The organism is Thiospirochaeta perfilievii (genome assembly GCF_008329945.1).
GTDB classification, from domain to species: Bacteria; Spirochaetota; Spirochaetia; order DSM-2461; family DSM-2461; genus Thiospirochaeta; species Thiospirochaeta perfilievii.
On record NZ_CP035807.1, the window covers coordinates 3153255 to 3170300 of the forward strand.

The following is a 17046-nucleotide window of genomic DNA, read 5'->3' on the forward strand; positions in this document are numbered from 1 at the left end:
AAAGTTTCCTTGTTTAGACAAGTTGCACTTCTTAGGCTCCTTACTTTTAAGGAGCTTTCTTTTTGGAGAAATTATGAATGATTTTTATGAAAACGGTCTGAATTTTACATGTCAAAGATGTAGTGGGTGCTGTCGCCATGAACCAGGGTATGTGTTTTTATCTGAAGAAGATGTAAAAAAAATGTGTAAACGTCTTGATCTTTCTAGAAAAAAATTTATAAAAAAATACTGTAAAGTAGCTGATTTAATTGGTGTAAAAAGATTATCTTTAATTGAAAAGCCGAATAATGATTGCATCTTTTGGGATAATGGGTGTACTGTTTATGAAGCTAGACCACTACAGTGTAAAAGTTTTCCTTTTTGGGCTCATAACTTAATAAATGAAGAGTCCTGGGCTAGTGTTGTAGAGAGTTGTCCTGGAGCAGGACAAGGTGAATTAAGGTCTAAGGATGAGATTGATAAGTGGCTAGATAAAAGACTTGATGAGCCTTTTATTAACCCTAAATGAGTCTTGATCTAGAAGAGAGGGAGCTATTATCACTATATTTCTTTTTATCTGATAAAGAGGAGTTGCCTGAGCAAGTTGATAGTTACTTACTGAAGTTGGAAAAAAAAGTCTTTAATTGTTTTTCGGTAATGGATATTGAAATGTACCGTAAAAACTATGATGATAAGGGTAAAATTTGAAGAATTTTTTTATATTTTTTTCTATTATTGTTTTAATTGCAACAGGGTTTGGTATATTTTATATAGTACAAAGCCTTGAACCTCAATCTCAAGATACCAAGAAGGTCTCATTCTTTGTAGAAAAGGGTGAAACACTCTCCTCTATTTCATCACATCTGTATGAAAAATCCTTAATAAAAGATGAATTAGTATTTAAGTATTATGGTATTTATAAAAAATATGACGCTAAGTTAAAAGAGGGTGAGTATGAAATCTCACCTTCCCATAGTGTAGAAGAGATATATGCTATACTTCTTGAGGGAAGGCAACAACTAATATCTGTTACAATACCTGAGGGTTATACTTCAAGTAAAATAGCAAAAATACTAGAAGATAAGGGTGTTGTAAGTAGTGACGAGTTTTTAGAAGCAATTAAAAATAAAAATCTCCTAGAGGTTTTTAATATTCCTTTTGACACTGCTGAAGGTTTTTTATTCCCAGATACATACTCATTTCAAGAGGATTATCCAGCCTTGTTAGTTGTACAGAGTTTTTTGAAAAACTTCTTTAAGAATATGGATGAAATTTATCCAAGTTATACAAAGTTAACTCCAAAGCAGTTAGCGGATAAGGTTATATTAGCCTCTATAGTAGAGAGGGAGTATAAAAGTCGATCAGAGGTTAAAAAAATTGCATCAGTCTTTTATAATAGATTAGATAAAGGAATGATGTTACAATCCTGTGCAACTGTAATGTATGTTTTAACAGAAGAGATGGGTCAAGACCATCGTGATCGTCTATTTTTTGATGATTTAGAAGTACCGTCGGATTATAATACTTATCAACATGTAGGGCTTCCACCTGGGGCTATTTCAAATCCTGGTTATTACGCTTTAGAAGCCGCTTTTCACCCTGATAATACAGATTTTATATTTTTTGTAGTTAGGGATAGGGATAAGGGTTTACACCGATTTTCCAGCAAGTACAGTGATCATGAAGCGGCTAGACTTGAGTATTTAAGTGGTTTTGAGAGCAAGAATTAGTGAGAATTCCAGAGAGTACTATTCAGGAGATTTCAGATAAAGCTAGTATTGTAGATGTAGTTAGTGAGTATACATCATTAGTACTAAAAGGTGATAAGCATTGGGGGTGTTGTCCCTTTCATAACGAAAAAACACCATCATTTACAGTTACCGAAGATAAAAATATGTTTTATTGTTTTGGTTGTCAAAAGGGTGGTTCAATATTTAACTTTATAATGGAAATAGAACATATGTCATTTGTTGACGCAGTTGTTCACTTAGGGCAAAAATCCGGAGTCCGTGTAGAGCTATCAAATAATAATCAGAGTGATGAACAGGTAAATTTAAGGGATTCTCAATTAAGTATTTACGATAAGGTTTGTGGTAGTTTTTCTTATATTCTTGAAAAAAAAGAAGAGGGGAAAAAAGCCTTAGATTATCTTTATAGCCGGGGTCTTAATGATGAAATTATTCAGAAATTTAGGCTTGGGTACGCTCCTGTAGGTAGTGGCTGGTTATATAACTTTCTGCGTAATAAAAATTATTCAGATGAATTTCTAAAGTCCACTGGGTTTTTTTCAAAAAAAAATAGCAGGGTTTCAATTTTCTTTGATAGGGTAATGTTTCCTGTAATAAATCATCATAATCAGGTTGTTGCTTTTAGTGGTCGATCCTTATCGGATTATGGTCCCAAATATATAAACTCTCCAGAAACAATGGTATATCATAAAGGGAGTATTCTTTTTGGTATAAACCATGCAATTAAAAGTATTCGAAATAAAAAAGAGTTTATCCTATGTGAAGGGAACTTAGATGTTATTGCTTTACACCAAGTTGGTCTATCTAATGCGGTTGCTCCCTTAGGTACAGCATTTACTGAGTCCCAAGCAAAACTACTTAAAAGATATGCAGATAAAGGTACAATTCTTTTTGATGGAGACTCTGCGGGAATTAAAGCCACGGAGAAAGCGTGTATAATTTTAGAGAGGGTTGGAATAACACCATCGGTGATTTCATTAGCAGAAGGACTCGATCCAGCAGAAATTTTAAAAAAAAATGGCCCAGAGGCATTGATAAAGAGTTGTAAATACACTATAAATAGTTTTGATTATCTACTGAAAAGAGTATTAACTCAGTTTGGTGGAGAATCTCCGGAGAGTAAAGAAAGCGTTGCAAAAGGTATGCTTCCATACATAAATAGTATTATCTCAGACATCAGGAAGGAAGCTTGTTTAGAAAAACTTGCTACTGAGCTTGGTGTAAGTGTGTCTTCAGTATTAAATGCTTCTAAGGCTAATAGTCAAAGAACATTTATTAAAAAGAGAGAGGATAATGGTGAGATTTACGATATTTATAATGATAAAGAGCTATATTTAATGTGCGCCTTAGTTGTAAACAGTGAGTATTTTAAAAATGTGAACCAATATGTTGATGAATTTGGTGTAACAAGTAGACCTGCTCTTACTGTTTATAATGCCATCTCTAACTCATTGAAGGAAGGTATAACCTCTATAGAGTCTATCATTAGAAGAGTTGATAATGACAAATTGAGGCAGCTTATAATAAGCAAATGTACTTCAAGCGAATTTGATGACAATCCGGGTAATATAATTATTGACTCTCTTGTTTTTTTAAAAAGAAAAGCTCTTTTAATTAAAATAAGTGAGCTAGAGAGACATTTAAATGATGTTAGCAGAAGTGGTGATATCAAAGAAATTTCTCTACTATTAAAACAGAAGTCAGAATTAGACGATAAACTTGGAAGAATTGAGGATTATTAAATGGCACAATTGGATAAGAATCCGGCAATAATTAAGTTGTTAGAGTATGGTAGAAAGAAAAGAGTTTTGTCCTATGAGGAAGTAAATAATATGCTCCCTGAGGATATTTTAAACTCTGATCAAATTGAAGATGTTTTAACTTTGATTGAAAAAAATAATATATTATTGGAAGACGATGAGGATGGCTCTGTTGTTGTTCCTGTCGGTCATGTCTTAGTTCCTGATTTAGGAGAAATTGATAGTGACGAGAAAGAAGATGATTCAGAAAGTGATGAAATTGAAGACTCAGAAGAAGACATTGATGAAGATATAGATGAAGAAATTGATGAAGAAATTGATATTGAGGATCCGGATTTTTCATTAGAGGATGATGCTGAAGAGGAAGAAGAAGAAGAGCTTGAGGAAGATGATGACGATGAACCAATTATTGATCCTTCAGCCCTAGGTTTTGGCTCTGATGGAGACTCTAGTGATGACGAAACCCTTGGGTTTAAAAGTAGCATGGAGCTTGAAGAGATTGATGTTACTATAGACGAAGATTTAGAGATTGAAAAAATTTCTGATAATGATATTCCTAAAAGTGTTGCAAAAAAACTGATTGTTGATGAGAAGGACTCTGTAATTGATGATCCTATAAGACTTTACCTTCGGGAAATTGGTAAAGAGAGTCTATTAACTGCGGAACAAGAAGTTGAACTTTCTAGAAGTATGGAAGAGGGTGAGTTAATAATAAAAGAGATTCTTCAGGGTAATGGGATGATTATATCCGAGTATATTAGGCTAATGGAAAAGGCTTCGTGTAAGGATGATCCTAGGGAGCTTGACTTAAGTAAAAAGGAAGTTTCTGAAATATTAGCTGCAAGAAGAAGATTAAACGCCCTATATAGAGAACCTTTAAGAAAGGTGATGCCAAAACTTAAAAAATATATGGCTCTTAAAGAGAAGGTTACAGCAACTGAAGGGGATCCTTTAACTGATGAAAAAGTTTTAGAATTTAAAGAATCTTTAGTTAAAGAGTTAAGTCTTGTAGAGTTATATCAAGATGAGATTATAGAGTTTTCTGATAAGTATATTGTTGCAATTAGAATGATAAATAAACTTAGAAGAGAGCAGTATCTTTTACAAAGGGATCTTAAAGTAAAAAGTTTACGGGAAGTAAGAACTCTTGGTAGAAGTTTAGCCCAGCAGAGTAAAAAGGCACAAATAGAAGAGGAACTAGGTTACACTGCTGATCAGTTAAAAGATAAAATTAGAACTCTGCAAACTAATTATAGAGATCTTAGAAATATAGAATTAGAGTTTGAGAATAGTGCAGATGAAATCTTAGTAATGGGTGATGATATTTCCCATGGTAAGGTTATGATGAAAACTGCTAAGGATAGGCTAATAAAAGCCAATTTAAGACTTGTAGTAAGTATTGCAAAAAAATATACTAACAGAGGTTTACACTTTTTTGATTTAGTTCAAGAGGGAAATATTGGTTTAATTAAAGCTGTAGAGAAATTTGAGTATAGAAAGGGATATAAATTCTCAACCTATGCAACTTGGTGGATAAGGCAAGCTATTACGAGATCTATTTCAGACCAAGCTAGAACGATACGTGTACCTGTTCATATGATTGAACAGATAAATAAAGTTGTTCGAGAATCAAGACTTCTTATGCAGATAAAAGGTCGTGAGCCAAGTGATGAAGAGATCGCTGAGAGATTAGGGTGGAATGTTCAAAGAGTAAAATCTGTAAAGAATGTAGCTAGAGAGCCTATCTCCCTAGAGACTCCTATTGGAGAAGAAGAAGACTCCTTATTAGGTGACTTTATTGAGGATAAAGATGTTGAAAATCCTGCTAATCAAACAGCATTTAAGGTTTTACAAGAACAGTTATCTGAGGTATTATCAACATTGCCTCCTAGAGAGCAGGAAGTGTTGAAGATGAGGTTTGGTTTGGATGATGGTTATTCGTTAACTCTTGAAGAAGTAGGTTTATACTTTAATGTTACTAGAGAGCGGATTAGGCAGATAGAGGCTAAGGCATTAAGACGTTTAAGACATCCAAATAGAAGTGTTAAGTTAAAAGATTATCTAGAGAATTAAGGGGAATATAGGTGGAAAAAACTTTTGAAAAATTAAGACACTTACAAGAAGTGCTTTCAAAGAGAATCGAAATAGAAAAAGAGATTGATGAAATTCCAAAAGCTTTATCTGTTAAAGAAGAGTTATTAAATCGATTACAGAAGTCCTTTATTGAAAAAAATGATAATAAGGTTGCATCTGAAGCTGAACTTTCAAGATTAACAAAGCTTATGAACGAGGCTGAGAGATCTAGAGAAGCTAGTGAAAAAAGAATGGATGAAATTAGTACTCAACGGGAGTATGAAGCTTTAGAGAGAGAGATAAAAGTATCAACTGAAGCGGAACAAGAATATAGAAGAGAGATCCAAAAAGTTGAAAAAACACTTGAAGTTTTATCTGATATGCTTACCTCGGAAGAAGAGTTATTAAACCAGCAAAAAGAAGAGATTGAAGAAGAGAAAAATCGAATTATTTCAATAATTGAAGAAAAAGAGAAAGTTAAAAATTCAATGATCTCTGATGAAAAAGTTATTAGTCAGGATATGGATTCAGAGATTCTTTTTAAGTTTGAAAGAATTATTAAGAATAAGTCTGGTCTTGGTATAGTTCCTGTTAAGGCAGGAGTTTGCTCCGGTTGTCATATGACACTACCTGCTCAATTTGCAAATGATGTTAGAAGAAGCGAAGAGATCTTGTTCTGTCCGTACTGTTCTAGGATTTTGTTTTATGAAGAGTCTGATGATCAATATGTTGCAATTGATGATGATGATGATGACTCTTTAGAAGATCAAGCATCACTTTCTGATCTTATTGACGATGAGTTTTTATTAGATTAATTATTTTTTTCAGACCTAACTATCGCCTGCCTTTAAATAGGTAGGAGGAAAGTCCGGGCTCCATAGAGAATAGTGCCGGGTAACACCCGGGAGCTATTTAGTTCTCTAAATAGCGACAGACAGTGCCACAGAGATATACCGCCTAGGAGTAATTCTAGGTAAGGGTGAAAAGGTAGGGTAAGAGCCTACCGGGAAAACAGTAATGTTTTTTGCTAGGTAAACCTCACTAGGAGCAAAGTCAAGCAGTAGTTCTGGATTTCTCGTCCTATAGGCTACGGGTAGACTGCTAGAACATTAAAGTGATTTAATGTGTAGATAGATGATAGTTTTTAACAGAACTCGGCTTACAGGTCTGATTTTTTTATATTCTGGAGGAAAATAGGTGTATAAAATAAATAAAAAGAAATTTTCTAAAAGAAAAAGTTCTATCTATTTATTAATTATTCTTCTCCCTTTTTTATTTATTTTCATAACTTACTCATTGAATCAAGGTATAAACGTTTATGGTAATACTCTTGTAAAGTCCTTTGAAGAAGAGGATTTGAATAAGTTATGGGAAGATAAAAAGTACTCACAAATAGTTTCAATTTGTGAAGAAGTTTTAAATGAGAATTTTTTAGAACTTAACTATTTATATTTCCATGGGATTTCTAACTTCTATTTAGGTATATCCCAGATCTCCCTAGAGATGAAAATACCACTTATAAATCAGTCTATTATTTCACTTCGTAAAGCATTTATACTATCCGATGGAAAACTAAAAGGTGATATAGCCTATGTTTTAGGTAAAGCTTATTATTATAAGGGGCGAAGTTACTCCGATTTAACAATTAAATATTTAGATATAGCAACCAAGGAAGGATATTTAGGAAAAGATATTTACGAATTTAAAGGTTTGGCGTATTATGAGTTAGGTCAATATACTAAAAGTATAAATGAGTTTAACTCTTTACCAGAGGAGAGACACTCGCCTGAAATAGTTTATATTATTTCAGAGGCCTACGGTTTAATAGGAGATTATGATAAACAAGAAGATTTATTAAATGGAATATTAGAGGGAGCTAGTCAAAAAAATGTTAAACTTAGCTCTAGAATGGATTTATCTGAAATATATTTTAGGAGTAGAAGATATTCTGAAGCTATAAAACAAGTAGAAGAGATTTTGAAAGTTAGAGCTGATGATTTTGATGCTCAGATTATATTGGGAAAATCACTGTTCTTAAGTGGTAATGAAGCAGAAGCAAATAAAATATTTAGAAAATTAATAAAACAACAACCGGGTAATGATGAAGTTATCAGATGGTTAAAAAAATAGATTAAAGGGGTTAAAATGGGGCTTTTTAGCGGTTTCGCATCAGATATAGGTATAGATTTAGGTACGTGTAATACATTAATATATGTTAAAGGTAAGGGGATAGTAAGTAGTGAACCCTCTGTTGTCGCAATTGATCGTAATACAAAGAAAGTTGTGGCAGTTGGTGCCGATGCTAAGAGAATGCTTTGGAAAACTCCAGGTAATATTGATGCAATAAGACCTTTAAGAGACGGTGTAATAGCTGACCTTGAAACAACAGAGAAGATGATCCGTTACTTTATAGCAAAAGTTCTCCCTAATAGAAGGTTAGTAAAACCTAGGATGACAATAGGTGTACCATCTTGTATTACAGAGGTTGAAAGAAGGGCTGTAGAAGAGTGTGCATATAAAGCCGGTGCAAGGGATGTAAAAATTATAGAAGAGTCTCTAGCTGCTGCTATTGGTGCAGATATACCTATTTTTGAGCCTGCAGGACATATGATCTGTGATATAGGTGGAGGTACAACTGAAATCTCTGTAATTTCTCTTGGAGATATGGTTGTAACTAACGCAATTAGAATAGGTGGTGATGAGTTTGACGAGGCTATTATTAAACATGTAAAAAAAGTGCATAACCTTATTATTGGTCAACAAACAGCTGAAAAACTGAAAATGACAATTGGTAATGCTACTCCTGAAACTAAAATTGAAAAAATGGAAATTAAGGGAACTGATGCTATAACTGGACTTCCTAGAAGACTTGAGATCGATTCTGTAGAGGTTAGGGAAGCTTTGCAAACACCTATATCCGCAGTAATACAAGAGGTGAAAAGAACTTTAGGTCAAACACCTCCAGAGTTAGCTGCAGATATTGTTGAAAGAGGTATAGTTATGACAGGTGGTGGTGCTAATTTAAAAGGTTTACCAAAGTTATTAGCTAAAGAGACAGGAGTACCAGTAATATTAGCTGAGAATCCTCTTTTGTGTGTAGCTTTAGGTGCTGGACGTTATTTTGAGTTTGCCAAGGATAATTCAGATAATAGAAGCATCTATGATAGTATAAATTCGTAAGGTTCGTTGTGCATATAAAAAAAAAGAGATTTGATAGATCAATAACTCTTTTTATAACTCTTTTTATTCTCTCTTCTGTAATGCTTTTATCAAATGAAAGTTTTAGAGCAGCAAAAGAGGGAACTTTATCCTTTTTTTCTCTCCTTCAAGCTGGCTTAGATAATACTGTTAAGTTTACAAGGAATACGGTAAATTCAGTTGGAGAATTGAAAGATCTAAAAAATAGATATGATCTACTTTATGCTGAACTAGATGAGTATCGTGGTATACATAGGGATTTTTTAGAGGTTAAAAGAGAAAATAGAGAGTTTAAAAAGTTATTAGGATTTATGGACTCATTAGACCATGATTCAATCCCCTGTGAAATAATAGGTAAAGATCCTAGTAATCTTAGTTCAACTGTGATTATAAATAAGGGTTCAAAACATGGTATAGAGAAGAATATGCCTGTGGTTGCTGAACAGAATGGGATGATTGGGATTGTAGGAAAAGTTATTAATGTAGGAATACAGTCCTCCCTTGTATTACCACTTTTAGATCAAAGCAGCTATATTGCTGGAAGATTATCTAAGTCTAGGTTTGAGGGGTTAATCAATGGTCTTGGCTCTAATGAAGGGTTTTTAGAGCTAAACTATGTTAAAAAAATAGCGTTAAATGATATCTCTGTTGGGGATCTTGTGGAGACTAGTGGAATGAAATCTTTATACCCTAAGGGGTACTATATAGGTAGAATTGTAGATATTAGCAGGGTAGAGTATGAGACCTCTTTAAGTATCAAAGTTGAGCCTATAATCGATTTTTCAAGACTAGAATATGTATCAGTTTTAAAAACTACAGGAGTCAGTTATGAATAATAAGTTATTACTATTTTTATCGGCTCTTGGTATATCTGTTGTTTCCATAGTTATTCAAAGTGTAATATTCCCAATATTTTTTATTAATGATTATATGCCAGATATCTCATTAATCGCCCTAATTTATTTTTCAATTAACTATGGAAAGGTCTTTGGGCAGTGGCTAGGTTTTAGCACTGGTATTATCTTTGACTCATTAAGTGGTGTCCCGTTTGGTCTAAATACGCTTGTAAGGTTAATATTAGGTTTTTTTCTTGGATTTTTTGAGGGAAAGATATTTATGGATAAAATAATTTTACCGTGTATTATTATTACACTTTGTACAGTGGCTAAGTTTTTCCTAATTTCTCTAGTTGGATTATTCTATCCAATTGACTTAAATATTGACTTTTTCTCAGTAAGATATGTCATAGAGATTGGTATGAATATTCTGTTTACACCAATAATATTTATTCTTTTTAATTTTATATCAAAGAGACTAATTTCAAATAGAGATAGAGTTTAATGGATCATAGTGTTAATAAGTTTAGAATTTACACACTTCTAGCAATAGTTGTACTCTCCTTTGGTTATAATTTATATCATCTTTATAAAATGCAAGTAATTGATCAGATTATGTATCAAAAAAAGGCTACAGCTGTTTCAAGTCGAAGTACTTCTATTCGAGCCCCTAGAGGGGAGATTTATGATAGGAATTATGATGTACCCTATGTTGATAATACAGAGTCATTTAGTGTTGTTATAAACCCTGCAAGTGTCGAGAGTGAAGAGTATCCCGAACTAATTGAGAAGCTAGCACTATATTTGGAAGTGGATAAAAGCATAATTGAAAAAAAACTTCCATATTCTGTTCGTCGATCATACAAAAACATTGAAATTCTAGACTCTGTTTCATATGATAAAATTGTATCTATTGCTGAAAATATTGATCATCTTCCTGGAGTTTCATGGGAGAGTATCCCAATAAGAAATTACCTCTTTTCCGGTTCCATATCTCATATTTTAGGTTATGTAGGTAATATCTCCCAAAGTGAGTTTCAAGTTTTATATAACGATGGTTATACTTTAAATGATGATATTGGTAAAAATGGCGTTGAAAAGCAGTATGATATTGTTCTTAAGGGTAAGAACGGACTTAAGTATAAGACCGTAGATGTAAAAGGAAGAAAACTAGATAAAGAAAACTTAAAAGAGGACATTGCACCTATTCCAGGTAAAAACCTTGTTTTAACAATAGACAGAAAAATTCAGACTTTAGCGGAAAAAGCACTTGGTGAAAGAAAGGGATCAGTTGTGGTTTTAAAACCTAGTACAGGAGAAATTTTAGCAATGGTATCCTATCCATGGTATGAACCAAGTGAGTTTTATATCCCTGGGAAAAATGCTTTTGGAAATATTTTGTTGGATGAAGATAAACCTCTACTAAATAGAGCTATACAGGGTTATGCACCAGCTTCAACCTTTAAAATTATAATGTCAGCCGCAGCTTTAGAAGAAGAGGTTCCAGAGGATTTAACCGTTGAGTGTACTGGTCGTGTCTTTTATGGAGATAGGTATTTTGGATGTTGGAATAGAGCAGGACATGGAACTGTAAACCTAGAGTCAGCATTAGAGAACTCATGTAATATCTATTTTTATACTATTGGAAGAGACTATCTAGGCATTGATAAGATTAATACATATGCTAGGGAGTTCGGTTTTGGTCAAACTTCAGGTATCGATCTACCAAATGAAGCAGCAGGTCAGGTTCCAACCCCAGAGTGGGTAAAGAAAAAATACGACGTTACATGGACCCATGGTGATACTATGAATGTCTCTATTGGTCAAGGAAGAACTCTTGCAACACCACTTCAAATAGCTGATCAATTAGCTTTTATTTTAAATGGTGGTGTGGTATATAAACCCCATGTGGTTAAAGAGATTGTTGATCCTCTAACTGGGGAGGTTTTAGAAGTTATACCAAGGGAAGTTATTTTAAAATCATCATACAAACCAGAGACATTTGAGAAGGTTAAATCATATATGAGGGGTGTTATAACAGAGGGTACAGCAAAATATGCAATTTCTACTAAAGCTGTAGAAATTGCTGCTAAGACTGGAACAGGAGAGGTTGGTTTTTCTGATAAATTCCACGACTGGTTTGTATCCTATGGACCCTACGATGCACCCCCTGAGGAGCAGGTTGTTATGGTAGTAATGATAGAGGCTTCCAATGATTTAGATAAATACAGACCATGGGCGCCTAAGGCTACAAACCTAATATATCAGGGTATTTTTGCAGAGCAAACTTTTGAGGAAGTTGTTAAAACCCTAAGACCATACTATTTAAGAGAGCTATTCTAATGAAAAATAAGATAGATGTAGGTAAAAGTTTATCTAGAATTGACTTTTTTATGTTAGCTGCAGTATTTGTTTTAATGTTTTTAGGGGTTATGTTTATATATTCTAGTGGTATCTCTTCAATAGGGGTAAATACATCTAATGAGTATGTAAAGCAAGTTGTTAGAATAATATCAGGACTCTTTGTTTTAGTTTTTTTCTCCCTATATGATATTGAGAAAATTAAGAGTATATCCCTAATAACATATCTGTTTCTTATATTTGTTTTAATCTATACAAGGTTATTTGGTACCCTTGTTAATGGTGCTAGGTCATGGATATATGTAGGGGGGTTCGTTTTTCAGCCATCTGAATTTACTAAACTAACTACTATTTTATTTTTAGGAAAGTATTTAGATGATAATCAAAAGGATATTAGAAGTTTAAAAGTATTTATTACATCATTTATAATAATTTCTATTCCCTTTGGATTAATACTTCTGCAACCGGATATGGGAACAGCATCAGTCTATATCCCAATTTTTCTTGCAATGCTTTTTATATCTGGTTGTAATATAAAATATCTGACCTATTTAATACTTTTAGGTGCTCTAACACTTGTTCTTACAATGTTACCTGGATGGGAGACCTATATATTACAGAGTAATAATACCTTTGTATCTGTATTAACAGAACCTAGACTTATTTTATATTTAATAGGTTCCATAACATTCTCAATTTTACTATCTCTTATTGGGCTTTTATATTTTAAAAAAGAGTATTTTAATTGGTTAATCTACTTCTTTTCAATTATTGTATTCTCACTTATATTATCATTTGTTGCTAGAGAGTACGTTTTAAAAGATTATCAAATAATGAGACTAATAGTTTTTATGAATCCCCAGGTTGATCCTCTTAATTTTGGTTGGAATATAATACAGGCTACCACTGCAGTAGGTTCCGGAGGTTTTAGCGGGAAGGGGTTTTTACAGGGAACCCAGTCCCATTATCAGTTTTTACCCGAGCAAAGTACAGACTTTATATTTTCTATCCTCTCAGAAGAGTTAGGGTTTCTTGGAGCTTTATTAGTTTTTGGGTTATTTTTAATAATTTTAATAAGGGGTCTGTTGATTTTAACCTACGCGAAAAACAACTTTTCCATACTTGTTGGCTCTGGTATTATAGGGATGATTTTCTTCCATGTAATTTTAAATGTGGGAATGAATATAGGATTAATGCCAATTACAGGAATTCCTCTATTTTTCCTCTCCTATGGAGGATCTTCTCTATGGACAGCATTGGCTGGAATAGGTATCCTACAAGGAATTTATCAACGACGTTATAGGAATTAAAATGAATAATATAATTAACAGATATAAATACGATCTTCTAAATATAAGAATGCCTGGCAGGTATTTAGGAGGTGAGTTTGGGTCTATATACCCCACAGGTGATGAAATATTAAAAATGGGAGTATCCTTTCCTGATCTTTATGAGATTGGGATGTCAAATCAAGCTCTTAAAATTTTGTATAATCTGTTTAATAGTGTTGAAGGTGTTATATGTGAGAGAGTTTTTGCTCCAGCTCCTGACTTTGAAGAGTTTTTAAGGGATAAGGAGTTATCTCTTTTCACATTAGAGAGTGGATTTCCTTTAAAGAAACTTGATATTTTAACATTTACGATAGGTTACGAACTATGTCTTACAAATCTATTAACAATGTTAGATGTTTCTAATATTCCATTAAAAGTAGATGATAGAGGGGAGGATGATCCTATTATAATTGCTGGAGGTCCAGCTACAACAAACCCTGTGGCCTTTGGACACATTGTAGACTTTGTTTTTATAGGTGAGGCTGAAGGAGCATTTGAAGTGCTTCTTGAGGATATTGTTACACTTAAAAAAGAGGGAAAAACTAGAAACTCAATATATGAATTTATAAAAAAACAAGATTATATATGGCATAAAGATAAAAAAGACCGGGTTAAAAGAGTATTTTGGAGGGAGTTTGGTTTATCTGCCCAGAAAAGAACTCATCTTCCTGTTGCCTCTATAACTCCTGTTCAAGACCACGGTGTTGTAGAAATTATGAGGGGATGTCCTAACGGTTGTAGATTCTGCCATGCAGGTGTTTATTATAAACCATTTAGACAAAAAGAGTTTGAACACATTGTAAAAGAGGTTGAAGACCTTGTAGATATTTGTGGCTATAGGACAATAACTCTTTCTTCCCTATCATCCGGTGATTATAATGGTATTCATACCTTAGTTAAAGGTTTAAATAATAGGTTTAAAAGTAGGGGAGTCTCATTTTCTCTTCCCTCATTAAGGGTTAACTCTGTCTCCTTACCACTAATTGAGGAGTTATCTGAAGTTAGAAAGAGTAGTTTAACATTTGCCCTCGAGACCCCTAAACTAGGTTGGCAAAGGGGTATAAATAAAGAAGTTCCTAAGGATAGAATAATTGAGATTTTATTAAAGGCTAAGGAGCGGGGTTGGAAGCTTGCTAAATTCTATTTCATGATCGGACTACCTGTAGCCGGTGGAGAAGATGAAGTAGGACCTATAATTGATCTTATTAAGGAGCTTTATGCTGCCACAGGATTAAGGTTTAATGTTAATGTAGGTGTTTTTATTCCAAAACCACATACAACCTATGAGAGATCCTATCAATTTGGTGATGAGCTAGGCTTCTTGAAGTTAAAAGAGATTAAAAGTGGTCTTAAAGGTAAAAATATAAAGGTTAATTTCCACTCTCCATTTTTATCATTTTTAGAAGGTATTTTTACCCGAGGTGATGAGAGGGTTAATGACTTATTAATAAGTGCATATAAAAAGGGAGCTAGACTTGATGCATGGGATGAGTATATAAACAGGGATTTATGGAGAGAGGTTATATCTGAAGCTTCATGGGATGTGGAAGATTTTGTAACAAGGGAAAGGTCTTTAGATGACAAACTACCATGGGGAAATATCTCTCTATTAGAGAGTTCAGCCTTTAAATGTGATCAGTTAGAGAAATCCCAAGAAGAGGAAGCTTCATCCCTTTGTACAGATGATTGTGACCATAACTGTGGTGTATGTAAAAAGGATATCAAGGTTAAATACGCTAAAATTGTAGATAACTTTGAAACAACAGAGCATAAAGATGTTGTTGATAAATCTACCTATAAAAAGATAGTATTTAGGTTTTCTAAAAATGGAAGGGCTATCTTTGTCCCACATCTAAGTACTATGACAATTATTGAGAGGGCTTTTTTTAGAAGTGGTATTGAAGTACGGTTTACTGAGGGATTTAATCCTAAACCAAAATTAGAGTTTGCCCACCCTTTAACTATGGGATTAAGTTCAGATTATGAGATCTTTGGTATTGAGATCTATAACGGTTATGATAATTTAGATGAGAGCATTAAAAAGCTGAATTCCAACCTTCCAGAGGGATTTGAAATAATAAAGGCATATCCAATGAACGATATAGCCCAGGGGCGATCCCATAAAAAATTAATGGCTCTATATGCTGGAGCAGATTATGAAATTTACACTTTAAACTCACCCCTTAATAGCGAGGAGTTAAAAACAAAAATTGAAGAGTTTATAAAAGATAGTGATGTTCTGGATGATTACACCCTGGAGATTATCGATGATAATATTCTTAAAGTAAAAGCCATGTTTAATAATAAAAAGTGGAATAACTGTGTAAAAATGGTTTCAGAAGCAGTTGGAGAGTCCGCTCTTACTAGCGGTTACGATTTTAAACGTACAAGATGTTATGCTAAATCTAAAAAGGGAACTATTATTCTCTTTTCGGATATGAAGTAGGAGCTATTAAATGCAGAAAGAAAATGATCATAGTAAAGATATGCTACATGGGGTTAAATTAAACGATATAGTCACTTTTTTAGTAGACTATTATGGTTGGGAAGAGCTTGGTAATAGAATTAATATTAACTGTTTTATTAATGAGCCATCAATAAAATCAAGTCTTAAATTTTTAAGACGAACACCCTGGGCAAGGAATAAAGTTGAGAAACTATATATTGAAACTAGTGGAGCTACATTATAGATCAGTTTAACAAGATTGTAGTATTAAATGATATCTCCAGTAATATAACAGATATTCTTATTCAAAGAGTTCTTTATCGAATGAAGAAGTCAATTTTTAATGATTTACTTATAATCATTGGTGATAAGGATGAACTAAGTTCTAATATTATAGAAATCCTAAATAGGTCTGCCCTTGAATATATTATAGTTTCTAATATAAGGGAGAGTATTTACGAGAACCTATATGGTTTTCAATTTCCTAAATTCTCTTCTTCTCCATATCCATATATCGTTGTAGATGATTTAGTTGCAAGAAAAATTAAGAGATATAATTTAATTATTGATAAAGAATTAGAGTTGTGGGATAACCATATTCATACCCAATTAGCCTATTGTAGTGAAAATATGAGTGTTGAGAAAAACATAAAACTTGCAAAACTGTTTGGTCTTAAAGGTATTCGTATAACAGAGCATGCTGATCATCTATATTTTAATAGTAGCAACTACAGTGATATAGAGTGTTATACGAAAGGAATTTCATACTCTTTTAAAGAAGATTATAGGATTAAAGAGTTCTTAGAATATAAAAAAAAATTCTCTGATGACTTTGTTGAATTTGGAGTGGAAGTTGGAATCGATTTTAATGGAGAGCTATTAATAGATCCAGAAGATTTACAACATTTTGATTATATATTAGGTGCTATACATGTTTTGAAAGAGTGTACAGCTAATGGGTTTATCTCTACCCTAGAGAAACTACTAAAACATGATATCGATGTATTAGCCCACCCCTTTAGAATATTTAAAAGAAGTGGTGTAGCTGTCCCTAATCAGTTATTTAAACCGGTAGCAAAATTACTAAAAGAGTATAATACTGCAGCCGAGATAAACTTTCATACTAATGAACCACCTGTAGATTTTATTAAAGAGTGTCTATCCCTAGGAGTAAAATTTAGTTTCGGAAGCGATTCACACAATCTAGCAGAGATTGGAGACTTTAGTTATCAATTAAATCTATTAAAAGAAGCTGGTTTTTTTGGAGACTTAAAAGAGATCATGTGGAGTAAAATTACATAATCTCTTAACTTT

General features: G+C 33.1%; 15 protein-coding genes and 1 other RNA gene. All 16 read left to right on the top strand.

Annotation, left to right across the window (positions count from 1 at the left end):
* Positions 1–73 precede the first annotated feature (73 nt).
* The 16 genes from EW093_RS14695 to EW093_RS14770 all read left to right on the top strand — a co-directional run bounded on the left by EW093_RS14695 (position 74) and on the right by EW093_RS14770 (position 17034).
* Positions 74–508 carry a YkgJ family cysteine cluster protein gene (locus EW093_RS14695; protein ID WP_246745043.1) on the top strand — a complete coding sequence of 145 codons (435 nt, stop codon included), beginning with the start codon at positions 74–76 and terminating at the stop codon, positions 506–508.
* The gene (locus EW093_RS14700) at positions 505–687 is read left to right on the top strand and encodes a hypothetical protein (RefSeq protein WP_149569124.1); all 183 of its coding nucleotides are present in this window, start codon (positions 505–507) and stop codon (positions 685–687) included. The genes EW093_RS14695 and EW093_RS14700 overlap by 4 nt, the downstream gene beginning before the upstream one ends.
* A complete protein-coding gene (mltG, locus tag EW093_RS14705) occupies positions 684–1709 on the top strand; it encodes an endolytic transglycosylase MltG (RefSeq protein ID WP_149569125.1) in 1026 nt (341 codons plus the stop codon). The genes EW093_RS14700 and mltG overlap by 4 nt, the downstream gene beginning before the upstream one ends.
* A complete protein-coding gene (dnaG, locus tag EW093_RS14710) occupies positions 1709–3469 on the top strand; it encodes a DNA primase (protein WP_149569126.1) in 1761 nt (586 codons plus the stop codon). Before mltG ends, dnaG begins: the two co-directional genes overlap by 1 nt.
* Positions 3470–5560: an RNA polymerase sigma factor RpoD gene (gene rpoD, locus EW093_RS14715; RefSeq protein WP_149569127.1), complete on the top strand. Its 2091-nt coding sequence runs from the start codon at positions 3470–3472 to the stop codon at positions 5558–5560. It begins immediately after the preceding gene.
* Positions 5561–5571: 11 nt separating this feature from the next.
* On the top strand, positions 5572–6375 hold the full coding sequence (locus tag EW093_RS14720; protein WP_149569128.1) for a zinc ribbon domain-containing protein: 804 nt from the start codon (positions 5572–5574) through the stop codon (positions 6373–6375).
* Positions 6376–6381: 6 nt separating this feature from the next.
* Positions 6382–6738: RNase P RNA component class A (gene rnpB, locus EW093_RS14725), an RNA gene on the top strand.
* A gap of 19 nt (positions 6739–6757) precedes the next feature.
* Positions 6758–7690, top strand: coding sequence for a tetratricopeptide repeat protein (locus EW093_RS14730; protein WP_149569129.1), 933 nt, complete (start codon positions 6758–6760; stop codon positions 7688–7690).
* 15 nt (positions 7691–7705) lie between these two features.
* Positions 7706–8740 (top strand): rod shape-determining protein, encoded by a 1035-nt coding sequence (locus EW093_RS14735; RefSeq protein WP_149569130.1) that lies wholly within the window; start codon positions 7706–7708, stop codon positions 8738–8740.
* An 8-nt stretch (positions 8741–8748) separates the two neighbouring features.
* On the top strand, positions 8749–9594 hold the full coding sequence (gene mreC / locus EW093_RS14740; protein ID WP_149569131.1) for a rod shape-determining protein MreC: 846 nt from the start codon (positions 8749–8751) through the stop codon (positions 9592–9594).
* Positions 9587–10099 carry a rod shape-determining protein MreD gene (mreD, locus tag EW093_RS14745; protein ID WP_149569132.1) on the top strand — a complete coding sequence of 171 codons (513 nt, stop codon included), beginning with the start codon at positions 9587–9589 and terminating at the stop codon, positions 10097–10099. Before mreC ends, mreD begins: the two co-directional genes overlap by 8 nt.
* Positions 10099–11937, top strand: a complete 1839-nt coding sequence (gene mrdA, locus EW093_RS14750; protein ID WP_149569133.1) for a penicillin-binding protein 2 — start codon at positions 10099–10101, stop codon at positions 11935–11937. The genes mreD and mrdA overlap by 1 nt, the downstream gene beginning before the upstream one ends.
* Positions 11937–13265: a rod shape-determining protein RodA gene (rodA, locus tag EW093_RS14755; RefSeq protein ID WP_246745044.1), complete on the top strand. Its 1329-nt coding sequence runs from the start codon at positions 11937–11939 to the stop codon at positions 13263–13265. Before mrdA ends, rodA begins: the two co-directional genes overlap by 1 nt.
* Before the next feature lies 1 nt (position 13266).
* A complete protein-coding gene (locus EW093_RS14760; protein WP_149569134.1) occupies positions 13267–15732 on the top strand; it encodes a TIGR03936 family radical SAM-associated protein in 2466 nt (821 codons plus the stop codon).
* A gap of 10 nt (positions 15733–15742) precedes the next feature.
* On the top strand, positions 15743–15976 hold the full coding sequence (locus EW093_RS14765) for a VF530 family protein (RefSeq protein WP_149569135.1): 234 nt from the start codon (positions 15743–15745) through the stop codon (positions 15974–15976).
* A gap of 80 nt (positions 15977–16056) precedes the next feature.
* Positions 16057–17034, top strand: a complete 978-nt coding sequence (locus EW093_RS14770) for a PHP domain-containing protein (protein ID WP_149569136.1) — start codon at positions 16057–16059, stop codon at positions 17032–17034.
* Positions 17035–17046: the final 12 nt, after the last annotated feature.

What these genes read in the sequence shown, in the direction of transcription:
- rpoD (WP_149569127.1), top strand. Translation starts at nt 3,470, where the DNA reads ATGGCACAATTGGATAAGAATCCGGCAATAATTAAGTTGTTAGAGTAT.
- EW093_RS14695 (WP_246745043.1), top strand. Translation starts at nt 74, where the DNA reads ATGAATGATTTTTATGAAAACGGTCTGAATTTTACATGTCAAAGATGT.
- EW093_RS14735 (WP_149569130.1), top strand. Translation starts at nt 7,706, where the DNA reads ATGGGGCTTTTTAGCGGTTTCGCATCAGATATAGGTATAGATTTAGGT.
- mrdA (WP_149569133.1), top strand. Translation starts at nt 10,099, where the DNA reads ATGGATCATAGTGTTAATAAGTTTAGAATTTACACACTTCTAGCAATA.
- EW093_RS14765 (WP_149569135.1), top strand. Translation starts at nt 15,743, where the DNA reads ATGCAGAAAGAAAATGATCATAGTAAAGATATGCTACATGGGGTTAAA.
- mreD (WP_149569132.1), top strand. Translation starts at nt 9,587, where the DNA reads ATGAATAATAAGTTATTACTATTTTTATCGGCTCTTGGTATATCTGTT.
- EW093_RS14770 (WP_149569136.1), top strand. Translation starts at nt 16,057, where the DNA reads ATGAAGAAGTCAATTTTTAATGATTTACTTATAATCATTGGTGATAAG.
- rodA (WP_246745044.1), top strand. Translation starts at nt 11,937, where the DNA reads ATGAAAAATAAGATAGATGTAGGTAAAAGTTTATCTAGAATTGACTTT.
- EW093_RS14700 (WP_149569124.1), top strand. Translation starts at nt 505, where the DNA reads ATGAGTCTTGATCTAGAAGAGAGGGAGCTATTATCACTATATTTCTTT.
- EW093_RS14760 (WP_149569134.1), top strand. Translation starts at nt 13,267, where the DNA reads ATGAATAATATAATTAACAGATATAAATACGATCTTCTAAATATAAGA.